This window comes from Pseudomonas sp. AFG_SD02_1510_Pfu_092 (assembly GCF_003331055.1).
GTDB lineage: Bacteria > Pseudomonadota > Gammaproteobacteria > Pseudomonadales > Pseudomonadaceae > Aquipseudomonas.
Genome location: NZ_PUQD01000077.1, coordinates 1 through 18,967, shown reverse-complemented (window position 1 = coordinate 18,967; position 18,967 = coordinate 1). Strand labels below are relative to the sequence as shown.

Below are 18,967 nucleotides of genomic sequence, written 5' to 3'. Positions count from 1 at the left end.
AAAAAATCCCCGCCCGGGCACCCGGGCCTGGGCGGGCGTCTCCGGGGGCGCGCCCGCCCCCCCCCCGCCCCCCCCCCCCCCCTTGGGGGGGGGGTCCCCCCCCCCCCGGGCCCGGCACAGGTAACAAAAAGGCCGGCAACTTGCGCTGCCGGCCTCGAGCCTTACTTGGCCTGGTAGATGATCCCCGGGCTGCACTGGACCATCTGGTAATGGTCCGGCAACCCGTTCAGCGCCTCGGAGGCGCCGAGGAACAGATAGCCACCCGGCTTCAAGGTGCTGTGAATGCGCAACAGGATGTCCTTCTTCACCTGCGCCGAGAAGTAGATCAGCACGTTACGGCAGAACACCACATCGAACTTGCCCAGGCTGGCATAGCTGTCGAGCAGGTTGAAGGCGCGAAACTCGACGCGGCTGCGAATCGCCGGCTTGACTGCCCAGCGCCCCGGCCCCTTGGTGTCGAAATAGCGCTGCAGGCGCTCCTGGGACAGGCCGCGGGCAATCGCCAGGCTGTCGTACTCACCGGTCTTGCAGTTGGTCAACATGGTGCCGGAAAGGTCGGTGGCAACGATCTGCGCACCCATCTTCAGCTGGCCGAGGTTGCCACGCTCGAACTCGTCGATGGCCATCGAGATGGAGTACGGCTCCTGCCCCGAGGAACAGGCCGCCGACCACATGCGCAGGCGCTGGCCAGGGTTGCCGCGGATGAACTCCGGGATCACCTTGTTCTTCAGCACCTCGAATGGGTAGGTATCGCGAAACCACAGGGTCTCGTTGGTGGTCATGGCATCCACCACCTGCTCGCGCAGGCCGCCACGCGGCTGGGCCTGGATACGCTGCACCAGCTCGCCCAGGCTCTTGATGCCCTGTTGCTCCATCAGCTTGTTGAGACGGCTGGAGACCAGGTACTGCTTATTCTCGCCCAGCAGGATGCCACAGGCTTTCTCCAGGAACACCCGGAACTGTTCGAAATCCAAATTACCCGTAGACACTACTGCCGCCTCTTTTCAATCACTGGTGCCGGGGGCCAGCCCCCGGCGGCTTCAATGCGTTGCCTTGATCCGGTCGACCACGCGCTGGGCGAGGTCATCCGGTTTGAACTTGGCCAGGAAGTCATCGGCACCGACCTTCTTGACCATTGCCTGGTTGAATACCCCGGACAGCGAAGTATGCAGGCAGATATGCAGCTTTTGCATGCGCGGATCACTGCGGATCTCTGCTGTAAGCGTATAGCCGTCCATCTCCGGCATTTCAATATCCGAGATCATCATCAGGAATTCTTCTTCCGGCTTCTTGCCCTCGTCCACCAGCTTGCGCAGGTATTCCAGGGCCTGACGGCCGTCATTGAGCGCCAGCACTTCGACACCCACGGTCTGCAGGCAACGGCTGACCTGCTTGCGTGCCACCGACGAGTCGTCGACGGTGAGCACCCGCAGCAGCACGGCCTTGTCCTGCACCTCGGCATCGACCACCCCGGCCGACACCGACTCGGAGGACGGCGCCACTTCGGCCAGCACCTTCTCGACATCGATGATCTCGACCATGCGGTTGTCCACCCGGGTGACCGCCGTCAGGTAATGGTCGCGGCCGGTCCCCTTGGGTGGCGGATGGATCTCTTCCCAGTTCATGTTGACGATGCGCTCCACCGAATGCACCAGGAAGCCCTGGGTCTTGGTGTTGTACTCGGTGATGATCACGAAGCTGTTGCGCGTGTCTTCCTGCAGCGGTCGCAACCCGGTGGCCATCGACAGGTCGAGGATCGGGATGGTTGCCCCACGGATATTGGCAACGCCACGCACCACCGGGTGCGCCCTGGGCAGCAAGGTCAGCGCAGGGCACTGCAGCACTTCCCTCACCTTGAATACGTTGATGCCGTAGAGCTGTTCGCCATTGAGGCGAAACAGCAGCAATTCCAGGCGATTCTGCCCCACCAGCTGCGTGCGCTGGTTGACCGAATCCATCACACCTGCCATGCGAGACTCCTTTATGTTTCAGCCTTTCGCTGCCACTCAACCAGCAAGTCGGCACGGGCTTTGCTTTTTTGAGCGTCATGTACACGAAAACGACATTTTCCCGACGATTGACGCGCCTGCTGACTGGCTCGCTGGCCATGCTCTGCCTGCTGCTGCCAGGCGTTCGCACGTTGGCGGACGCTTTTACCTTGCCTGAACAGCTTATCGGTGTCACCCAAGGGTTTCTTGAATTCAGCGTCGAAGATTATCTGGCCACCACGCAGACCCCTGGCCGCTACGAAATCCAGGTCAACCCGCTGGACCCGCGGCTGCGCATGCCATTGTGCAGCCAGCAACTGGACGCCTCGCTGGAAAGCCCGGCGCAACCGCTGGGCCGGGTCACGGTCAAGGTGCGCTGCGACAGCAGTGCGCCGTGGACGGTGTTCGTGCCGGCCACCGTGCGGCTGTTCCGCGAGGTGGTGGTGATGACCCGCCCGCTCAAGCGCGACAACGTGGTCGGCGAAGGCGACGTGGCCCTGCGCGAACGCGATGTCGGCACCCTGGGCCAGGGCTTTCTGACCGAACTGGAGCAGGCGGTGGGCATGAAGATGCTGCGCCCCACGGTGATCGACCAGGTGCTGACCCCGCAACATCTGGAGCAGGCCGAAGTGGTACGCAAGGGCGACCACGTGGTGATCATCGCCCGCAGCGGCAGCCTGAGCGTGCGCATGCCCGGCGAAGCCCTGAGCAAGGGCGGCCTGAGCGAGCAGATTCGGGTGCGCAACCTCAATTCCAAACGGGTGGTCAAGGCCAGGGTGACCGGCCCCGGCCAGGTCGAGGTCAGCATGTAGCGGGCCTGGGGATTTAAACTGGCGGTGGGGAACCGCTTTTCCTAAACTGTGTCAGAAAACGGGTTCGCGAGCTTGCTGACAGGCGGCTATGCATTTGTGCCTAAAGTTTCTTTCGGGTTGGCCGAAAACAAGGCAAGCGTCCAAATACCCAGAGGTTTCTGATCATGGTCATCGACTTCAGTCGTTTGAATAACTCTCCGTCCGTCACGGGCGGCGTACGCGGCAACAGCGCGTCCGGCAGCGCCGAAAAACCGGCAGCTGGCCAGGAAGCGGCTGCCGCCACCAGCGCCAGCGGAGAAGCGGTACACCTCAGCCCAGAGGCACAGCAGTTGCAGAAGATCAGCGACAAGCTGCGCGACGAGCCAGTGGTCAACAGTGCCCGTGTGGCCCAGTTGAAACAGGCGATCGCCGACGGCAGCTACCAGGTCGATGCCGGCCGGGTCGCGAGCAAACTGCTCGATTTCGAAGCCCAGCGCTGACCGTTCGGCGCGCTGACTTCATGGACGCCAGACAAGCCAAGAGTTAGCCATGCACGACACCACCTTGCTGCAACTGATCGAAGATGACATTGCCCCGCTGCAGGAGCTGCTCGACCTTCTACAGAAGGAAGCCGTCGCCCTGCATGGCCGGGATATGGCGCCACTGGAGAACATCCTGGCGCGCAAGCAATCCTTGATCGTGCTGCTCGAGCAGCAAGGCCTGCGGCGCAACAACCTGCTCCTCAGCCTTGGCCTGAGCGCCAATCGCGCCGGGGTGGAGGCCGTGGCGGCACAATCGCCGAACGGCGCACTGCTGCTGCAGCAACTCGAAGTGATCAGCCAGTTGATGCAGGCCTGCCAGCAACTCAACGAGACCAATGGCCGGATCATCCAGGTGCAGCACCACGTCACCAACAACCAGATCCGCATCCTCATGGGCGGCGACTCTCCGTCGCTCTACGACAGCCGTGGCAGCACCTCGCCGCTGGCCAAGCCACGGGCGCTCAGCCAAGTGTGATTTTTTCTGTCAAGGCACGGCACATACTGGCAAAATGCCGTTAATTGCGTGTGTCGCTTTTGCCTGGAGAACGATAAGCCGTGTTCAATGAATCCGATGCCCCGCAGCCGCCAAAGGTGCTGAACACCCCTTTGGAGATTGCGGCCAACCTGCGGCAGCTACAGGAAAGCCACGACCCCCTGATCATCACCTTCCATGACCGCAGCCAGCGCTTCCAGAGCTACGTGGTGCACGTGGACCGTGAAAGCAACACCCTGGCGCTGGACGAGATGATCCCCCGTGACGGTGAGAAATTCATCGAGAACGGTGAACACTTCCGTGTCGAAGGCTTCCACGATGGCGTGCGCATCGCCTGGGACTGCAACCACGGGTTGCGCATCAGTGAAGTCGACGGCCACCGCTGCTACCGCGGCGCCATGCCCGAAGAGATGACCTACCACCAGCGCCGCAACGCCTTCCGCGCCGCGCTGAAGCTGTCGCAGCTGGTCGACGTCATCCTCGATGGCACCCACCTCAAGGGCAACGGCGCGCTGCGTGGCAAGTTGCTGGATATCTCCGCCACCGGTTGCAAGCTGCGTTTCGAGGGCAATGTCGAGGACCGCCTGCAACTGGGCCAGGTGTACGAACGCTTCAAGGCGGGCAACCCGCTGGGCCTGGTCGATACCATGGTCGAGCTGCGCCACCTGCACTTCGAAGAACGCATCAACACCACCTTTGCCGGTGTGCGCTTCCATAACCTCAACGGGCAGGCCCAACGCAAGATCGAGAGCTTTGTGTACCAGCTGCAGCGTGAGGCGCGGCGGTTCGACAAAGACGATTATTGAGCGTCGGCTGAATGCACAAACGCCACCTTTCGAGGTGGCGTTTTCGTTTGTGATCTTCCTGTACCGGCCCCTTCGCGGGCGCGCCCGCTCCCACAGGCAATACGCTATCGCTGTGGGAGCGGGCATGCCCGCGAAGAGGCCGGCACAGGCTTACACCGACTTGCTGGCTTCCTCAGCTTCAGTTGCCCGGCGCTCGGCGTCCTTGTCCTCCGCCTCGGTATCCTCGGCCGCCACCGGCGCCTGCATCATGTCCTGCACGGTCTGCTCATCCACCCGTGGGTCCAGCGCCGCCGACAATGGCGAACCGGCTGCCGGCATCGCCACATGGCCCAACGGCGCGTCCTGCACCTGGTGCAGCCCGGTAACCGCCTTCGGCCGGATACGCCACACCAGCACCAGCGCGAAGAACACGAAGAAGGCATACAGCATCTGTGCCCCCAGCACCTTCATCAGCACGCCCGCCGCCAACGGCCCGATGCACGCGCCAACGCCATAGGTCACCAGCAACATCGCGGTCAGCGACACCCGCCGCTCGCTTTCCACATGGTCGTTGGAAAACGCCACCGCCAACGGGTACAGGCAGAACTGCAGCAAGGAAATCACGAAGCCCATACCGAACAGCAATTCCAGCGGCACGCTGGGCAGCAGCGCCAACGGCGCCGAGGCCAACGCCAGGCCGACCGCCACGCTGCGGATCAGCACCGCCCGGTCGTAGCGGTCAGACAGCCACCCCAGCGGCCATTGCACCAGCAGGCCGGCAAAGATGCAGCTACCCATGAACAGACCGATCTGCTCGGTGCTCATCCCCTGGCTGGACGCATACAACGGCGCCAGGCCGTAGAACGAACCGACGATCAACCCCGAGCCCAGCACCGTACTGAGCGATTGCGGCACGCGCTTGATGAAGAATTTCGGCTCCATCGGCGCCGGGCGCAAGGGCGCCGGGTGAATGCGCCGGGTCATCGCCACCGGCACCAGGCACAAGGCAAAGCACATGGCCACCAGCATCAGCAGCTCAGGGCCGAGTTGCGGGTGCACCACCAGAATCAGCTGGCCGAGCACCAGGCCCAGGTACGAGGCGATCATGTAGCCGCTGAACACCGCGCCGCGGTGCTTCACATCGGCCTGTTCGTTGAGCCAGCTCTCGATGACCATGTATTGGCACATCATCCCCAGGCCGACGATCATCCGCAGCCCGACCCAAGCGGGCAACCAGTTGGTCAGGCCGTGGCCGAGCACCGCCGCGCCGACGATACCGGCGCAGGTAGCGTAGGCGCGTATGTGCCCGACCCGGCCAATCAAGCGGTGGCCGACCTTGCCGCCAACCGCCAGGCCGAAGTAGTTGGCAGCCATCAAGGCACCGACCCACAGGCTGTCGACATGGTCGGCCGCCAGGCGCAGGGCCAGGTAGGTACTGAGCAGGCCCGAGCCGATCAACATCATCAGCGCGGCGAAATACAACGACTGAAACGGCTTCCATATATTTCGCATACGTCCCGTGAAGCTCCCTGGTCAGGTGGCGGGGTGCTAGAAGCATAAGGGCAAAAACCGCGCGGCGCAGGCCCCCTTGAAGGATTTGCCGCTAGCGCGGCGTGTCCGGTGCAGGTCGTGTCGCGATCAGGCTTGCGCCGGCAACCACTATTCCCGCAGGTTCATGCCATTGGCCGGCAACGGCAGCGCGGTCTTGTAGCGCACCTGTTTCAAGGCAAAGCTGGAACGGATGTTGGCCACACCGGGCAACCGCGTCAGGTAATCGAGAAACCGCTCCAGCGCCTGAATGCTCGGCAACAGCACCCGCAGCAGGTAATCCGGGTCACCGGTCATCAGGTAGCATTCCATCACCTCGGGCCGTTCGGCGATTTCTTCTTCGAAGCGGTGCAATGCCTGCTCCACCTGCTTCTCCAGGCTGACATGGATGAACACATTCACATCCAGGCCCAGCACCTGGGGCGACAGCAAGGTCACCTGCTGGCGAATCACGCCCAGCTCTTCCATCGCCTTGACCCGGTTGAAGCACGGCGTCGGCGACAGGTTCACCGAACGCGCCAACTCGGCGTTGGTGATGCGAGCGTTTTCCTGCAGGCTGTTGAGAATGCCGATATCGGTACGATCGAGTTTGCGCATGAGACAAAATCACCGGTTTCTTGTGGTTATAAGGAATATTTATCTGGCCTGCGCGACAAAGGCAATCAACTTGAGAGAAAAATTCTCCTGCCGGGCCACTAAGATGTAGGGGACGCTGACTTACCAGTCACAAGCCGGTACTCAGCGGCGACCGCTTCAGAGCTCACAAAAACAAATACCCGAGCGAGCGTAAAAAGCATGAACGAGTACGCCCCCCTGCGTTTGCATGTGCCCGAGCCCACCGGCCGGCCAGGCTGCCAGACCGATTTTTCCTACCTGCGCCTGAACGATGCAGGCCAGGTTCGCAAGCCCCCTGTGGATGTCGACGCTGCCGACACCGCCGACCTTTCCTACAGCCTGGTGCGGGTGCTCGACGAGCACGGCAACGCCCAAGGCCCGTGGGCCGAAGACATCGACCCGGAAATCCTCCGCCAGGGCATGCGCGCCATGCTCAAGACGCGGATCTTCGACAGCCGCATGGTGGTAGCCCAGCGCCAGAAGAAAATGTCCTTCTACATGCAGAGCCTGGGTGAGGAAGCCATCGGCAGCGCCCAGGCCCTGGCGCTCAACCGCAGCGACATGTGCTTCCCGACCTACCGCCAGCAAAGCATTCTGATGGCCCGCGACGTATCGCTGGTCGAGATGATCTGCCAACTGCTGTCCAACGAGCGCGACCCGCTCAAGGGCCGCCAGCTGCCGATCATGTACTCGGTGCGCGAAGCCGGCTTCTTCACCATCAGCGGCAACCTGGCGACCCAGTTCGTGCAGGCGGTCGGCTGGGCCATGGCCTCGGCGATCAAGGGCGATACCAAGATCGCTTCGGCCTGGATCGGCGACGGCGCCACCGCCGAATCGGACTTCCACACTGCCCTCACCTTCGCCCACGTGTACCGCGCGCCGGTGATCCTCAACGTGGTCAACAACCAGTGGGCGATCTCCACGTTCCAGGCCATCGCCGGTGGCGAGCAGACCACCTTCGCCGGCCGTGGCGTCGGTTGCGGCATCGCCTCGCTGCGGGTTGATGGCAACGACTTCGTCGCCGTGTACGCCGCCTCGCGCTGGGCCGCCGAACGCGCCCGCCGTGGCCTCGGCCCTTCGCTGATCGAGTGGGTCACCTACCGCGCGGGCCCGCACTCGACTTCGGACGACCCGTCCAAGTACCGCCCTGCCGATGACTGGAGCCACTTCCCGCTGGGCGACCCGATCGCCCGCCTGAAACAGCACCTGATCAAGATCGGCCACTGGTCCGAGGAAGAACACCAGGCCACCACTGCCGAATTCGAAGCCGCAGTCATCGCCGCGCAGAAGGAAGCCGAGCAGTACGGCACCTTGGCCAACGGTCACATCCCGAGTGCCGCCTCGATGTTCGAGGACGTGTACAAGGAAATGCCCGACCACCTGCGCCGTCAACGCCAGGAACTGGGGGTTTGAGATGAACGACCACAACAACAGCATCAACCCGGAAACCGCCATGGCCACCACTACCATGACCATGATCCAGGCTCTGCGCTCAGCCATGGATGTCATGCTCGAGCGCGACGACAACGTGGTGATCTACGGCCAGGACGTCGGTTACTTCGGCGGCGTGTTCCGCTGCACCGAAGGCCTGCAGAACAAGTACGGCAAATCGCGCGTGTTCGACGCGCCGATCTCGGAAAGCGGCATCGTCGGTACCGCCGTGGGCATGGGGGCCTACGGCCTGCGCCCGGTAGTGGAAATCCAGTTCGCCGACTACTTCTACCCGGCCTCCGACCAGATCGTTTCGGAAATGGCGCGCCTGCGTTACCGTTCGGCCGGCGAATTCATCGCCCCGCTGACCCTGCGCATGCCTTGCGGTGGCGGCATCTATGGCGGCCAGACCCACAGCCAGAGCCCGGAAGCGATGTTCACCCAGGTCTGCGGCCTGCGCACCGTCATGCCGTCCAACCCGTATGACGCCAAGGGTTTGCTGATCGCCTCGATCGAATGCGATGACCCGGTGATCTTCCTCGAACCCAAGCGCCTGTACAACGGCCCGTTCGACGGCCACCACGACCGCCCGGTAACCCCGTGGTCGAAGCACCCGCACAGCGCCGTACCGGACGGCTACTACACCGTGCCGCTGGACAAGGCGGCGATTACCCGCCCGGGCAATGACGTGACCGTGCTGACCTACGGCACCACCGTGTACGTGGCCCAGGTGGCCGCCGAAGAAAGCGGTGTCGATGCCGAAGTCATCGACCTGCGCAGCCTGTGGCCGCTGGACCTGGACACCATCGTCGAGTCGGTGAAAAAGACCGGCCGCTGCGTGGTGGTGCACGAGGCCACCCGTACCTGCGGCTTCGGTGCCGAACTGGTGTCGCTGGTGCAGGAGCACTGCTTCCACCACCTGGAGGCGCCGATTGAGCGCGTCACCGGCTGGGACACCCCCTACCCCCATGCACAGGAATGGGCTTACTTCCCAGGGCCTTCGCGGGTAGGTGCGGCATTGAAAAAGGTCATGGAGGTCTGAATGGGCACGCACGTCATCAAGATGCCGGACATCGGCGAAGGCATCGCGCAGGTCGAGTTGGTCGAGTGGTTCGTCAAGGTCGGCGACATGATCACCGAAGACCAGGTAGTGGCCGACGTCATGACCGACAAGGCCACGGTCGAAATCCCGTCGCCGGTCAGCGGCAAGGTGCTGGCCCTGGGTGGCCAGCCGGGTGAAGTGATGGCGGTCGGCAGCGAGCTGATCCGCATCGAAGTGGAAGGCAGCGGCAACCATGTCGATGCGCCGCAGACCAAGGCCGCCGAAACGCCGGCTGCCGCTGTGGTGGCCAAGCCAGAAGCGCAGCAGGAAGTGAAGCCCGCTGCATGCCAGGCCCCCGCCAATCATGAGCCGGCCGCCATCGTGCCGCGCCAGCCGGGCGACAAGCCGCTGGCCTCGCCGGCGGTGCGCAAGCGCGCCCTGGATGCCGGGATCGAACTGCGTTACGTGCACGGCAGCGGCCCGGCCGGGCGCATCCTGCACGAAGACCTCGACGCCTTCATGAGCAAGCCGCAGAGCAGCGCCGGGCAAGCAGCGAGCGGCTATGCCAAGCGCACCGACAGCGAGCAGGTGCCAGTGATCGGCCTGCGCCGCAAGATCGCCCAGCGCATGCAGGACGCCAAGCGCCGGGTCGCGCACTTCAGCTACGTGGAAGAAATCGACGTCACCGCCCTGGAAGCCCTGCGCCAGCAACTCAACAGCAAGCACGGCGACAGCCGCGGCAAACTGACCCTGCTGCCGTTCCTGGTTCGTGCGCTGGTCGTGGCGCTGCGCGACTTCCCGCAGATCAACGCCACCTATGACGACGAAGCCCAGGTCATCACCCGCCACGGTGCGGTGCATGTGGGCATCGCCACCCAAGGTGACAACGGCCTGATGGTGCCGGTGCTGCGCCATGCCGAAGCGGGCAGCCTGTGGGCCAATGCCGGCGAGATTTCGCGCCTGGCCAACGCCGCGCGCAACAACAAGGCCAGCCGCGACGAGTTGTCAGGTTCGACCATCACCCTGACCAGCCTGGGCGCACTGGGCGGTATCGTCAGCACGCCAGTGGTCAACACCCCGGAAGTGGCGATCGTCGGCGTCAACCGCATGGTCGAGCGGCCGGTGGTGATCGACGGCCAGATCGTCGTGCGCAAGATGATGAACCTGTCCAGCTCGTTCGACCACCGGGTGGTCGATGGCATGGACGCCGCGCTGTTCATCCAGGCCGTGCGCGGCCTGCTCGAACAACCCGCCTGCCTGTTCGTGGAGTGAGCATGCAACAGACTATCCAGACTACCCTGTTGATCATCGGCGGCGGCCCTGGCGGCTATGTCGCGGCCATCCGCGCCGGGCAACTGGGCATCCCTACCGTGCTGGTGGAAGGCCAGGCGCTGGGCGGGACCTGCCTGAACATCGGCTGCATCCCGTCCAAAGCGCTGATCCACGTGGCCGAACAGTTCCACCAGACAGCGCGCTTTACCGAACCCTCGCCGCTGGGTATCAGCGTCGCCTCGCCGCGCCTGGACATCAGCCAGAGCGTGGCCTGGAAGGACGGTATCGTCGACCGCCTGACCACCGGCGTGGCCGCCCTGCTGAAAAAGCACGGGGTCAAGGTGATCCATGGCTGGGCCAAGGTGCTCGACGGCAAGCAGGTCGAGGTCGATGGCCAGCGCATCCAGTGCGAGCACCTGTTGCTGGCCACCGGTTCCAGCAGCGTCGAACTGCCGATGCTGCCGCTGGGCGGGCCGATCATTTCCTCGACCGAAGCCCTGGCGCCGAAAGCCTTGCCGCAGCACCTGGTGGTGGTGGGCGGCGGCTATATCGGCCTGGAACTGGGCATCGCCTACCGCAAGCTGGGCGCCCGGGTCAGCGTGGTGGAAGCGCGCGAGCGCATCCTGCCGACCTACGACAGCGAGCTGACCGCGCCGGTGGCCGAATCGCTGAAGAAGCTGGGCATCGCCCTGCACCTGGGCCACAGCGTCGAAGGCTACGAGGGCGGCTGCCTGCTGGCCGCCGATGGCCAGGGCGGGCAACTGCGCCTGGAAGCCGACCAGGTGCTGGTGGCCGTGGGCCGTCGGCCGCGCACCCAAGGTTTCAACCTGGAATGCCTGGACCTGAAGATGAACGGCGCCGCCATCGCCATCGACGAGCGCTGCCAAACCAGCATGCGCAACGTCTGGGCCATCGGCGACGTGGCTGGCGAGCCGATGCTGGCGCACCGGGCCATGGCCCAGGGTGAAATGGTTGCCGAGATCATCGCCGGCAAGGCACGCCGTTTCGAGCCCGGCGCGATTGCTGCGGTGTGCTTCACCGACCCGGAAGTGGTGGTGGTCGGCAAGACCCCGGAGCAAGCCAGCCAGCAAGGGCTGGACTGCATCGTCGCGCAGTTCCCGTTTGCCGCCAACGGCCGGGCCATGAGCCTGGAAGCGAAAAGCGGCTTCGTGCGGGTGGTAGCGCGCCGCGACAACCACCTGATCCTGGGCTGGCAGGCGGTTGGCGTAGCGGTTTCCGAGCTTTCGACAGCGTTTGCCCAGTCGCTGGAGATGGGCGCGTGCCTGGAAGACGTGGCCGGTACCATCCACGCCCACCCGACCCTGGGTGAAGCGGTACAGGAAGCGGCACTGCGCGCCCTGGGCCACGCCCTGCATATCTGACACTGAAGCGGCCGAGGCCGATTTGGCCCGCTGCGCCCCAGGCGCCGCGGGTCTTTTTTCATGCCTGAATCGGTGCCGGCCTCTTCGCGGGTAAACCCGCTCCCACAGGATTTGTGCTGCCTTTGAGCCTTGTGCCATACCTGTGGGAGCGGGTTCACCCGCGAAGAGGCCCGCTCGGTCTACTCGGCTATGGCGTTCTTGCCAGCATCCTTGGCCCGGTACAGCGCCTGGTCGGCACGCGCCAGCAGCGCATGCGGGTCATCCTCTTCCTGCCATTGCACCACGCCGTAACTCATGGTCAGCCGGCAATCGCCCACCGGCTCCAGCTGCTCGAGCACCTGGCGCAAGCGCCCCGCCACCTCCAGCGCCTCACCCAGCGAGGTTTGCGGCAGCACGATGACGAACTCGTCGCCGCCCCAACGGGCCAGCAGGTCCGGCTCGCGCAGGCAGGTTCGCAGGTTATCGACCACCCGCACCAGCGCCGCGTCACCCTGGGCATGGCCATAACGGTCATTGATCGGCTTGAAGTCATCCAGGTCCATGGCAATCAGCGATAACGGCTGGCGAAAGCGCTGGGCGCGCTGGCATTCCCGCTGCAGCACGTTTTCCAGCCGGTAGCGGTTGGCGACCCGGGTCAAGGCATCGCGCTCGGCCAGCTCGCGGTTCTCATCCAGTTGCCGCTGCAACTGCTGGTTCACCCACGACAGCTCGCGGGTGCGTTCGGCCACCTGGCTTTCCAGCGACTGGTTCTTCTGCTGCAGCTGCGCCACCAGGCGTTTGCCGGCATCGATGTTGCGGTGGGCGCCGAGCATGCGCGCCACCGAGCCGTCCGGGTTACGGTCGATGATGTAGCCGCTGTCCTCGATCCACAGGTAGCTACCGTCCTGGCAGCGGCAGCGGTATTCGATCAGGTAACGTTCGTTGCGCTGGTTGATGTACGCCTCGAAATGCGCCATCACCCGCGGGTAGTCCTCGGGGTGAATCACGTTCTCCCAGGTGAGCACCGAATTGGCCAGGGAATGGCAGGGGTAGCCGAGCATGGCGAACCAGCCCGGGTTGCGATAGACGTAGCCGGTGTTGGCATTCCAGTCCCAGATGCCATCGCTGATCAGCTCGAACAAGGTACGCAGCTGCTGCTCACTGAAGCCGGCAGGTACCGGCCGGGTTTCCTGACTCATGGACGCTCTTCCTGATTGTCCAGCAAAGAGGGAGAAAACGAGAAATGGCGTCCCAGGCAGGAATTGAACCTGCAACCTTCCCCTTAGGAGGGGGATGCTCTATCCAATTGAGCTACTGAGACGCAAGCGCGGCAGCGAACGCTGCACAGCGGGACGGCCAGCATGTTAACCAGCATGCCGCCATTTGTCATGCCTGAACCGGGCTTTTTCGCGTAATCCTTTTCTGCCCATGCTACACCTGCGGCAGCACGCCTTCATCCCGTAGCAGCGCGAACAATGCCGCGACCGCTGTTTCCAGATGGGTGGAATTGTCCAGCACACGCACCGACGGGTCAGTCACCGCCTGCAGCTGCGCACTGCGCGCCAGGCGCTGCTCGACCTGCTCTGCGCTTTCCCGCCCGCGGGCCAGCAAGCGCTGGCGCAGCACCTCGGGCCTGACCTCGACCAACACCGCCAACAGGCCTGGGTAGCGCTGGCGTGCCTCGGCCAGATAAGCCCGCGAGCCGTTCACCAGCACCGCCCTGCCCGCTGCCAGCCACTGGTCCACTTGCACCGGAATGCCGTAATCCAGGCCATTGGCCCGCCAGTGCATGGCAAAGGCGCCCTGCACACGCAGTGTTTCGAACTGCTCGGGCGTGACCCCATGGGCGGCTTCACCCTTGGCTTCGGCCGAGCGCGTGATGACCCGCCGGGCGATTTCCACCCCGGCCGCTGCCAACTGCTCGCGACAAGCGTCGATCAGGGAATCTTTCCCGGAGCCCGACGGTCCTATCAGAAATATCAGCCGTCCCGTCCTGGATCGGTGGTCGCTTGCGTCATGTTGCATAGCCACTATGCTCTATGGAAGGAAACCGGCGCATTTTAGGGTTTTTACCGATGCTTTACTGCCTTTTACCCGTTTTTGGCGGCAAAAGACTGACGGCGTGCACAGCTGGGCCATGTAAAACTTTTCAAACCAGTACTCATTTCTGATAATTGGTACTGGCACAAAGCCTTTATCCAGCCCACTATTTGTCACAGAATTGACGCCAAGGAAACGGCGACCATGAGGCACTATGAGCATCCATTTTTCCCAGACGGTTGAACATTTTGTCGTCGCCACGGTCGTACTTCCACCCCGTGCGGCCAATTTGAGAACCGCTTCCCCTGAACCAAAATCCGGTCAATTTATATGCGCCCAATGAAACAGGCTATTTATTCGAGCCGCACTGCTGACAAGTTCGTCGTCCGCCTGCCAGACGGGATGCGTGAGCGCATTGCCGAGGTAGCGCGCAACCATCACCGCAGCATGAACTCCGAAATCATCGCACGCCTGGAACAGAGCCTTATCCAGGAAGGCGCGCTGGGTGACGAGCTGAGCATGCGCCTGGACAGCCCTGAACTGTCCCTGCATGAACGCGAATTGCTGCAACGCTTCCGCCAACTGTCCCACCGCCAGCAGAACGCGCTGGTGGCCCTCATCGCTCACGATGTGGAAATGGCCGCCGACGCCTCCTGAGGCTTGCAGCGAACACGAAAAAGCCAGCGAAAGCTGGCTTTTTTGTGGGCGCTGCACACACCCGGGAGATCGGGTTACAGCAGGAACAGCGTGGCCAGGCCGAGGAAGATGAAGAAGCCGCCACTGTCGGTCACGGCCGTGATCATCACACTGGCCCCCATCGCCGGGTCGCGGCCCAACCGAGCCAGGGTCATCGGGATCAGCACGCCCATCAGCGCCGCCAGCAACAGGTTCAGGGTCATCGCCCCGGTCATCACCACCCCCAGCGACCAGCTGCCATACAGCCAGAACGCCACCGCACCAATCACGCCACCCCAGACCAGGCCGTTGATCAGCGACACCGCCAGTTCCTTGCGCATCAGGCGGCTGGTGTTGCCCGGCGAAACCTGGTCCAGTGCCATGGCACGGACAATCATGGTGATGGTCTGGTTACCCGAGTTACCACCAATCCCCGCCACGATCGGCATCAACGCAGCCAACGCCACCAGCTTCTCGATCGAGCCTTCGAACACCCCGATTACCCGCGAAGCGAGGAAGGCCGTGATCAGGTTGATCGCCAGCCAGGCCCAACGGTTACGGAACGAACGCCAGACCGAGGCGAAGATGTCTTCTTCTTCGCGCAGACCGGCCATGCTCAGCACTTCGCTTTCGCTTTCTTCACGAATCAGGTCGACCATCTCGTCAATGGTCAGACGGCCGATCAGGCGACCGCCCTTGTCGACCACAGGCGCCGACACCAGGTCGTAACGTTCGAAGGCTTGCGCAGCGTCGTAGGCATCTTCCTCGGGCTGGAAGGACACAGGGTCGGTCGCCATGACCTCCGCCACCTTCTTCTCCGGGTCGTTGACCAACAGCCGCTTGATCGGCAACACGCCCTTGAGAATGCCGTCGTAATCGACCACGAACAGTTTGTCGGTGTGGTTCGGCAGCTCTTTCAGGCGGCGCAGGTAGCGCAACACGACTTCCAGGCTGACGTCTTCGCGGATGGTGACCATCTCGAAGTCCATCAGCGCACCGACCTGCTCCTCGTCGTAGCTCAGCGCCGAGCGCACGCGCTCGCGTTGCTGGGCATCGAGGGTTTCCATCAGCTCGTGAACAACGTCACGCGGCAGCTCGGGGGCCAGGTCGGCCAGTTCGTCGGCGTCCATCTCCTTGGCGGCGGCGAGCAGCTCGTGATCGTCCATGTCGGCGATCAGCGATTGCCGCACGGCGTCGGAAACTTCCAGCAGGATGTCGCCGTCGCGGTCCGAGCGTACCAGCTGCCAGACCGTCAGGCGGTCTTCCAGCGGCAAGGCTTCGAGGATATAGGCGATGTCGGCGGGGTGCAGGTCATCGAGCTTGCGTTGCAACTCGACGAGGTTCTGGCGATGGACCAGGTTTTCCACCAGGTCGTTGTGAGCGCCTTCCTGGCGGTGGGTCAGATCTTCCACCACACGTTGGCGCTGCAGCAGTTCGACCACCTGAGCCAGGCGATCCTGCAGGCTTTCTTGCGCTTTTTTTACTTCTACTTCAGTCATAGGCGAACTCCACTCCCAGCAGCGGAGCACGCCGGGAGAATCAATCGGTCAGATCTTTCTGTATGAATCTTGTTAGCGAGTAACTACTGGGTAAGTCCATGGTGGTTTTCCACAAGCCCCGGCGGGGCTGACGGGCGCAATCATACACTGCTGAAGCTGTCAGATCGCTTAAATTTTTGGCCAGAACAATCGTTTGCGTGATAAAGCTGGGACAACGCTCGAAGCTATCAGTGCGACGGTGGGCCTGGCGGTTGGAGCACATTGGATATGTGCCTGGATGTGTTTGCGGTGCCTGGACTGTTCGGGGGCCGCCCAGCGGTCCCAAGCTACTCCACAATCATTACAGGAGAGCTTAGATCGACATCAGCAACAATTCATTGACGCAGAAAAACAAAAAGCCCGCTCAATTGAGCGGGCTTCTTGTTTGGGTATGGCGGACTCAGCAGGATTCGAACCTGCGACCGCTCGGTTCGTAGCCGAGTACTCTATCCAGCTGAGCTATGAGTCCGTGGTGGTAGTTTTAGACCAGGTTACCACTGGTTTGTTGAAGCGCCTTTGCAAGCAGAGCCACTTCAAAAAGTGGCGGACTCAGCAGGATTCGAACCTGCGACCGCTCGGTTCGTAGCCGAGTACTCTATCCAGCTGAGCTATGAGTCCGCGATGGTAGTTTTAGACCAGGTTACCACTGGTTGTTTGAAGCAGCCTTGCAAACAAAGCCACTTCAAAAGTGGCGGACTCAGGAGGATTCGAACCTCCGACCGCTCGGTTCGTAGCCGAGTACTCTATCCAGCTGAGCTATGAGTCCGTGTCTTGCCGCGCATTATAGGTCGCTGAAACATTTTTGCAAGAACTTTTTCGTTTAAAATCAACTACTTAGCGTTCTTACCGTTTACAGCGCCCTAAGCGAATAATGGCGGTGAAGGGGGGATTCGAACCCCCGATACCCTTATGAGGTATACTCCCTTAGCAGGGGAGCGCCTTCGGCCACTCGGCCACCTCACCGCAACACGAGGCGAATATTAAACAGGCTCTTCCTCGTTTGCAACCCTTTTTTTGAAAAAAACTTCAAAAAAATTAAAGGCTTGGCTCCTCGTCCTTCTCTTTCTTGATCCGCAGGTAGATTTCCTCGCGGTGCACAGCCACTTCTTTCGGCGCGCTGACGCCAATACGCACCTGGTTGCCCTTGACGCCGAGCACCGTCACGGTGATCTCGCCGTCTCCAATGATCAGGCTCTCGGCGCACCGACGAGTCAGAATCAACATAGCTTTCTCCTTACACAAACATTCAGGGGTAACAGTCTTGGGTGTCGCGGCCTGGTCGTGGACGACGACTCGGCCCTGGGTGACTCGCCGCACAGGGCAGGACAGGGCCTGCGTGGCGAGCAGAAACGCGAAGGGCGCGGCAAGCCGCGCCCTTCCAGGCAGCGAATTACTCGCTCTGTCGTGCCGGAGCGTCAAGTTCGAACGCGGTGTGCAGCGCGCGTACGGCCAGCTCCAGGTACTTCTCCTCGATCACCACCGAAACCTTGATTTCCGATGTGGAGATCATCTGGATGTTGATGCTCTCCTTGGCCAGGGCTTCGAACATGCGGCTGGCAACGCCGGCGTGCGAACGCATGCCGACGCCGACGATCGAGACCTTGGCGATCTTGGTGTCGCCGATCACTTCACGGGCGCCAATTTCGCGGGCGGTGTTTTCCAGCACGCTCTGCGCCTTCTCGTACTCGTTGCGGTGTACGGTGAAGGTGAAGTCGGTGGTGTTATCGTGGGCGACGTTCTGCACGATCATGTCGACCTCGATGTTCGAGGCACTGATCGGGCCGAGGATCTTGAAGGCCACGCCCGGGGTGTCCGGCACGCCGCGAATGGTCAGCTTGGCTTCATCACGGTTGAAGGCGATACCGGAAATGATCGGCTGTTCCATGGATTCCTCTTCATCAATGGTAATGAGGGTACCCGGACCCTCCTTGAAGCTGTGCAGCACGCGCAGCGGAACGTTGTACTTGCCGGCGAACTCCACCGAACGGATCTGCAGCACCTTGGAACCGAGGCTGGCCATTTCCAGCATCTCTTCGAAGGTGATCTTCTCCAGGCGACGGGCCTGCGGCACAACGCGCGGGTCGGTGGTGTAGACGCCATCGACATCGGTGTAGATCTGGCACTCGTCAGCCTTCAGCGCCGCCGCCAGGGCCACGCCGGTGGTGTCGGAGCCGCCACGGCCCAGAGTGGTGATGTTGCCGTGCTCGTCGACACCCTGGAAGCCCGCTACCACGACCACGCGGCCTTCCTTGAGGTCGGCACGAATCTTCTGGTCGTCGATCTGCAGGATGCGCGCCTTGTTGTGCGCACTGTCGGTAAGGATGCGCACCTGGTTGCCGGTGTAGGACACCGCTGGCACACCGCGCTTGATCAGGGCCATGGCCAGCAGAGCGATGGTGACCTGCTCGCCGGTCGACACGATCACGTCCAGCTCGCGCGGAACCGGGTGATCGGTGATCTGCTTGGCCAGGTCGATCAGGCGATTGGTTTCACCGCTCATGGCCGACAACACAACCACCAGGTCGTCGCCCGCCTCACGGTGTTTCTTGACCTTTTCGGCTACCTGCTCGATCCGCTCGATGGAACCGACAGAGGTGCCGCCAAATTTCTGTACGATCAACGCCATTTCAATGGTGCCTCAGCCCATACAGGGCCCCAAAAAACAATCCAACCTGGGTCGGGGGGGGGGGGGGCCCCCCCCCCCCCCCCGCGCGGGGGGGGGGGGGGGGGGGGGGGGGGGGCCCCCCCCGGGGGGGGGGGGGGGGGGGGGGGGGGGGCGCCCCCGGGGGGGGGGGGGGGCCCGGGGGGGGGGGGGGGGCCCCCCCCCGCGAAGAAGGGGGGGCGCC

Annotated in this window: 18 protein-coding genes and 5 tRNA genes; 9 read left to right on the top strand and 14 right to left on the bottom strand. The window is 62.9% G+C overall.

Features of this window, described 5'->3' with window-relative positions; translation table 11 throughout:
* Positions 1-161: 161 nt before the first annotated feature.
* Positions 162-989, bottom strand: a complete 828-nt coding sequence (cheR, locus tag C6A77_RS23040) for a protein-glutamate O-methyltransferase CheR (protein WP_114171643.1) — start codon at positions 987-989, stop codon at positions 162-164.
* 51 nt (positions 990-1,040) lie between these two features.
* The gene (locus tag C6A77_RS23035; protein ID WP_114171641.1) at positions 1,041-1,970 is read right to left on the bottom strand and encodes a chemotaxis protein CheV; all 930 of its coding nucleotides are present in this window, start codon (positions 1,968-1,970) and stop codon (positions 1,041-1,043) included.
* 77 nt (positions 1,971-2,047) lie between these two features.
* Between C6A77_RS23035 and flgA the strand changes: the two genes are divergently transcribed.
* From flgA to C6A77_RS23015, 4 genes are all read left to right on the top strand, one after another.
* The gene (flgA, locus tag C6A77_RS23030; protein ID WP_114171639.1) at positions 2,048-2,800 is read left to right on the top strand and encodes a flagellar basal body P-ring formation chaperone FlgA; all 753 of its coding nucleotides are present in this window, start codon (positions 2,048-2,050) and stop codon (positions 2,798-2,800) included.
* 164 nt (positions 2,801-2,964) lie between these two features.
* Positions 2,965-3,279 (top strand): flagellar biosynthesis anti-sigma factor FlgM, encoded by a 315-nt coding sequence (gene flgM / locus C6A77_RS23025; RefSeq protein ID WP_114171637.1) that lies wholly within the window; start codon positions 2,965-2,967, stop codon positions 3,277-3,279.
* A gap of 49 nt (positions 3,280-3,328) precedes the next feature.
* Positions 3,329-3,796, top strand: a complete 468-nt coding sequence (locus tag C6A77_RS23020) for a flagellar protein FlgN (RefSeq protein ID WP_114171635.1) — start codon at positions 3,329-3,331, stop codon at positions 3,794-3,796.
* Between the two features lie 80 nt (positions 3,797-3,876).
* The gene (locus C6A77_RS23015) at positions 3,877-4,620 is read left to right on the top strand and encodes a flagellar brake protein (RefSeq protein WP_114171633.1); all 744 of its coding nucleotides are present in this window, start codon (positions 3,877-3,879) and stop codon (positions 4,618-4,620) included.
* A 150-nt stretch (positions 4,621-4,770) separates the two neighbouring features.
* Here the strand turns inward: C6A77_RS23015 and C6A77_RS23005 are convergent, their stop codons facing one another.
* Together C6A77_RS23005 and bkdR are read right to left on the bottom strand one after the other, a co-directional pair.
* Entirely contained in the window at positions 4,771-6,111 is a 1,341-nt protein-coding gene (locus C6A77_RS23005; RefSeq protein ID WP_114171630.1) for an MFS transporter, read from the bottom strand.
* A gap of 147 nt (positions 6,112-6,258) precedes the next feature.
* A complete protein-coding gene (bkdR, locus tag C6A77_RS23000; RefSeq protein WP_114171628.1) occupies positions 6,259-6,744 on the bottom strand; it encodes a Bkd operon transcriptional regulator BkdR in 486 nt (161 codons plus the stop codon).
* A 198-nt stretch (positions 6,745-6,942) separates the two neighbouring features.
* On the opposite strand from bkdR, the gene C6A77_RS22995 reads away from it, so the two are divergent.
* Genes C6A77_RS22995 through lpdA form a run of 4 tightly spaced genes read left to right on the top strand, consistent with a single transcriptional unit; the run spans position 6,943 to position 11,889 of the window.
* A complete protein-coding gene (locus C6A77_RS22995; protein WP_114171627.1) occupies positions 6,943-8,175 on the top strand; it encodes a 3-methyl-2-oxobutanoate dehydrogenase (2-methylpropanoyl-transferring) subunit alpha in 1,233 nt (410 codons plus the stop codon).
* A 1-nt stretch (position 8,176) separates the two neighbouring features.
* Positions 8,177-9,235, top strand: a complete 1,059-nt coding sequence (locus C6A77_RS22990; RefSeq protein ID WP_114171625.1) for an alpha-ketoacid dehydrogenase subunit beta — start codon at positions 8,177-8,179, stop codon at positions 9,233-9,235.
* On the top strand, positions 9,236-10,507 hold the full coding sequence (locus C6A77_RS22985; RefSeq protein ID WP_114171622.1) for a dihydrolipoamide acetyltransferase family protein: 1,272 nt from the start codon (positions 9,236-9,238) through the stop codon (positions 10,505-10,507).
* A 2-nt stretch (positions 10,508-10,509) separates the two neighbouring features.
* On the top strand, positions 10,510-11,889 hold the full coding sequence (gene lpdA, locus C6A77_RS22980) for a dihydrolipoyl dehydrogenase (RefSeq protein ID WP_114171620.1): 1,380 nt from the start codon (positions 10,510-10,512) through the stop codon (positions 11,887-11,889).
* A 179-nt stretch (positions 11,890-12,068) separates the two neighbouring features.
* Here the strand turns inward: lpdA and C6A77_RS22975 are convergent, their stop codons facing one another.
* From C6A77_RS22975 to phnN, 3 genes are all read right to left on the bottom strand, one after another.
* Positions 12,069-13,067: a sensor domain-containing diguanylate cyclase gene (locus tag C6A77_RS22975; protein WP_114171618.1), complete on the bottom strand. Its 999-nt coding sequence runs from the start codon at positions 13,065-13,067 to the stop codon at positions 12,069-12,071.
* Positions 13,068-13,112: 45 nt separating this feature from the next.
* Positions 13,113-13,189, bottom strand: a tRNA-Arg gene (locus C6A77_RS22970).
* Between the two features lie 110 nt (positions 13,190-13,299).
* Positions 13,300-13,893: a phosphonate metabolism protein/1,5-bisphosphokinase (PRPP-forming) PhnN gene (gene phnN / locus C6A77_RS22965; RefSeq protein ID WP_114171616.1), complete on the bottom strand. Its 594-nt coding sequence runs from the start codon at positions 13,891-13,893 to the stop codon at positions 13,300-13,302.
* 345 nt (positions 13,894-14,238) lie between these two features.
* Here phnN and C6A77_RS22955 point away from each other — a divergent pair, with 345 nt between their 5' ends.
* On the top strand, positions 14,239-14,565 hold the full coding sequence (locus tag C6A77_RS22955) for an Arc family DNA-binding protein (RefSeq protein WP_003254499.1): 327 nt from the start codon (positions 14,239-14,241) through the stop codon (positions 14,563-14,565).
* A gap of 74 nt (positions 14,566-14,639) precedes the next feature.
* Here C6A77_RS22955 and mgtE read toward each other — a convergent pair whose 3' ends face one another.
* From mgtE to C6A77_RS22920, 7 genes are all read right to left on the bottom strand, one after another.
* Entirely contained in the window at positions 14,640-16,082 is a 1,443-nt protein-coding gene (gene mgtE / locus C6A77_RS22950) for a magnesium transporter (RefSeq protein WP_114171612.1), read from the bottom strand.
* A gap of 431 nt (positions 16,083-16,513) precedes the next feature.
* Positions 16,514-16,590: transfer RNA gene (locus tag C6A77_RS22945), tRNA-Arg, on the bottom strand.
* 72 nt (positions 16,591-16,662) lie between these two features.
* A tRNA-Arg gene (locus C6A77_RS22940) sits at positions 16,663-16,739 on the bottom strand.
* A 71-nt stretch (positions 16,740-16,810) separates the two neighbouring features.
* Positions 16,811-16,887, bottom strand: a tRNA-Arg gene (locus C6A77_RS22935).
* A 106-nt stretch (positions 16,888-16,993) separates the two neighbouring features.
* Positions 16,994-17,084 (bottom strand) — tRNA-Ser (locus tag C6A77_RS22930).
* A 72-nt stretch (positions 17,085-17,156) separates the two neighbouring features.
* Positions 17,157-17,345: a carbon storage regulator CsrA gene (gene csrA, locus C6A77_RS22925; protein WP_003254503.1), complete on the bottom strand. Its 189-nt coding sequence runs from the start codon at positions 17,343-17,345 to the stop codon at positions 17,157-17,159.
* A gap of 166 nt (positions 17,346-17,511) precedes the next feature.
* Positions 17,512-18,747, bottom strand: coding sequence for an aspartate kinase (locus tag C6A77_RS22920; RefSeq protein ID WP_114171610.1), 1,236 nt, complete (start codon positions 18,745-18,747; stop codon positions 17,512-17,514).
* Positions 18,748-18,967 lie beyond the last annotated feature (220 nt).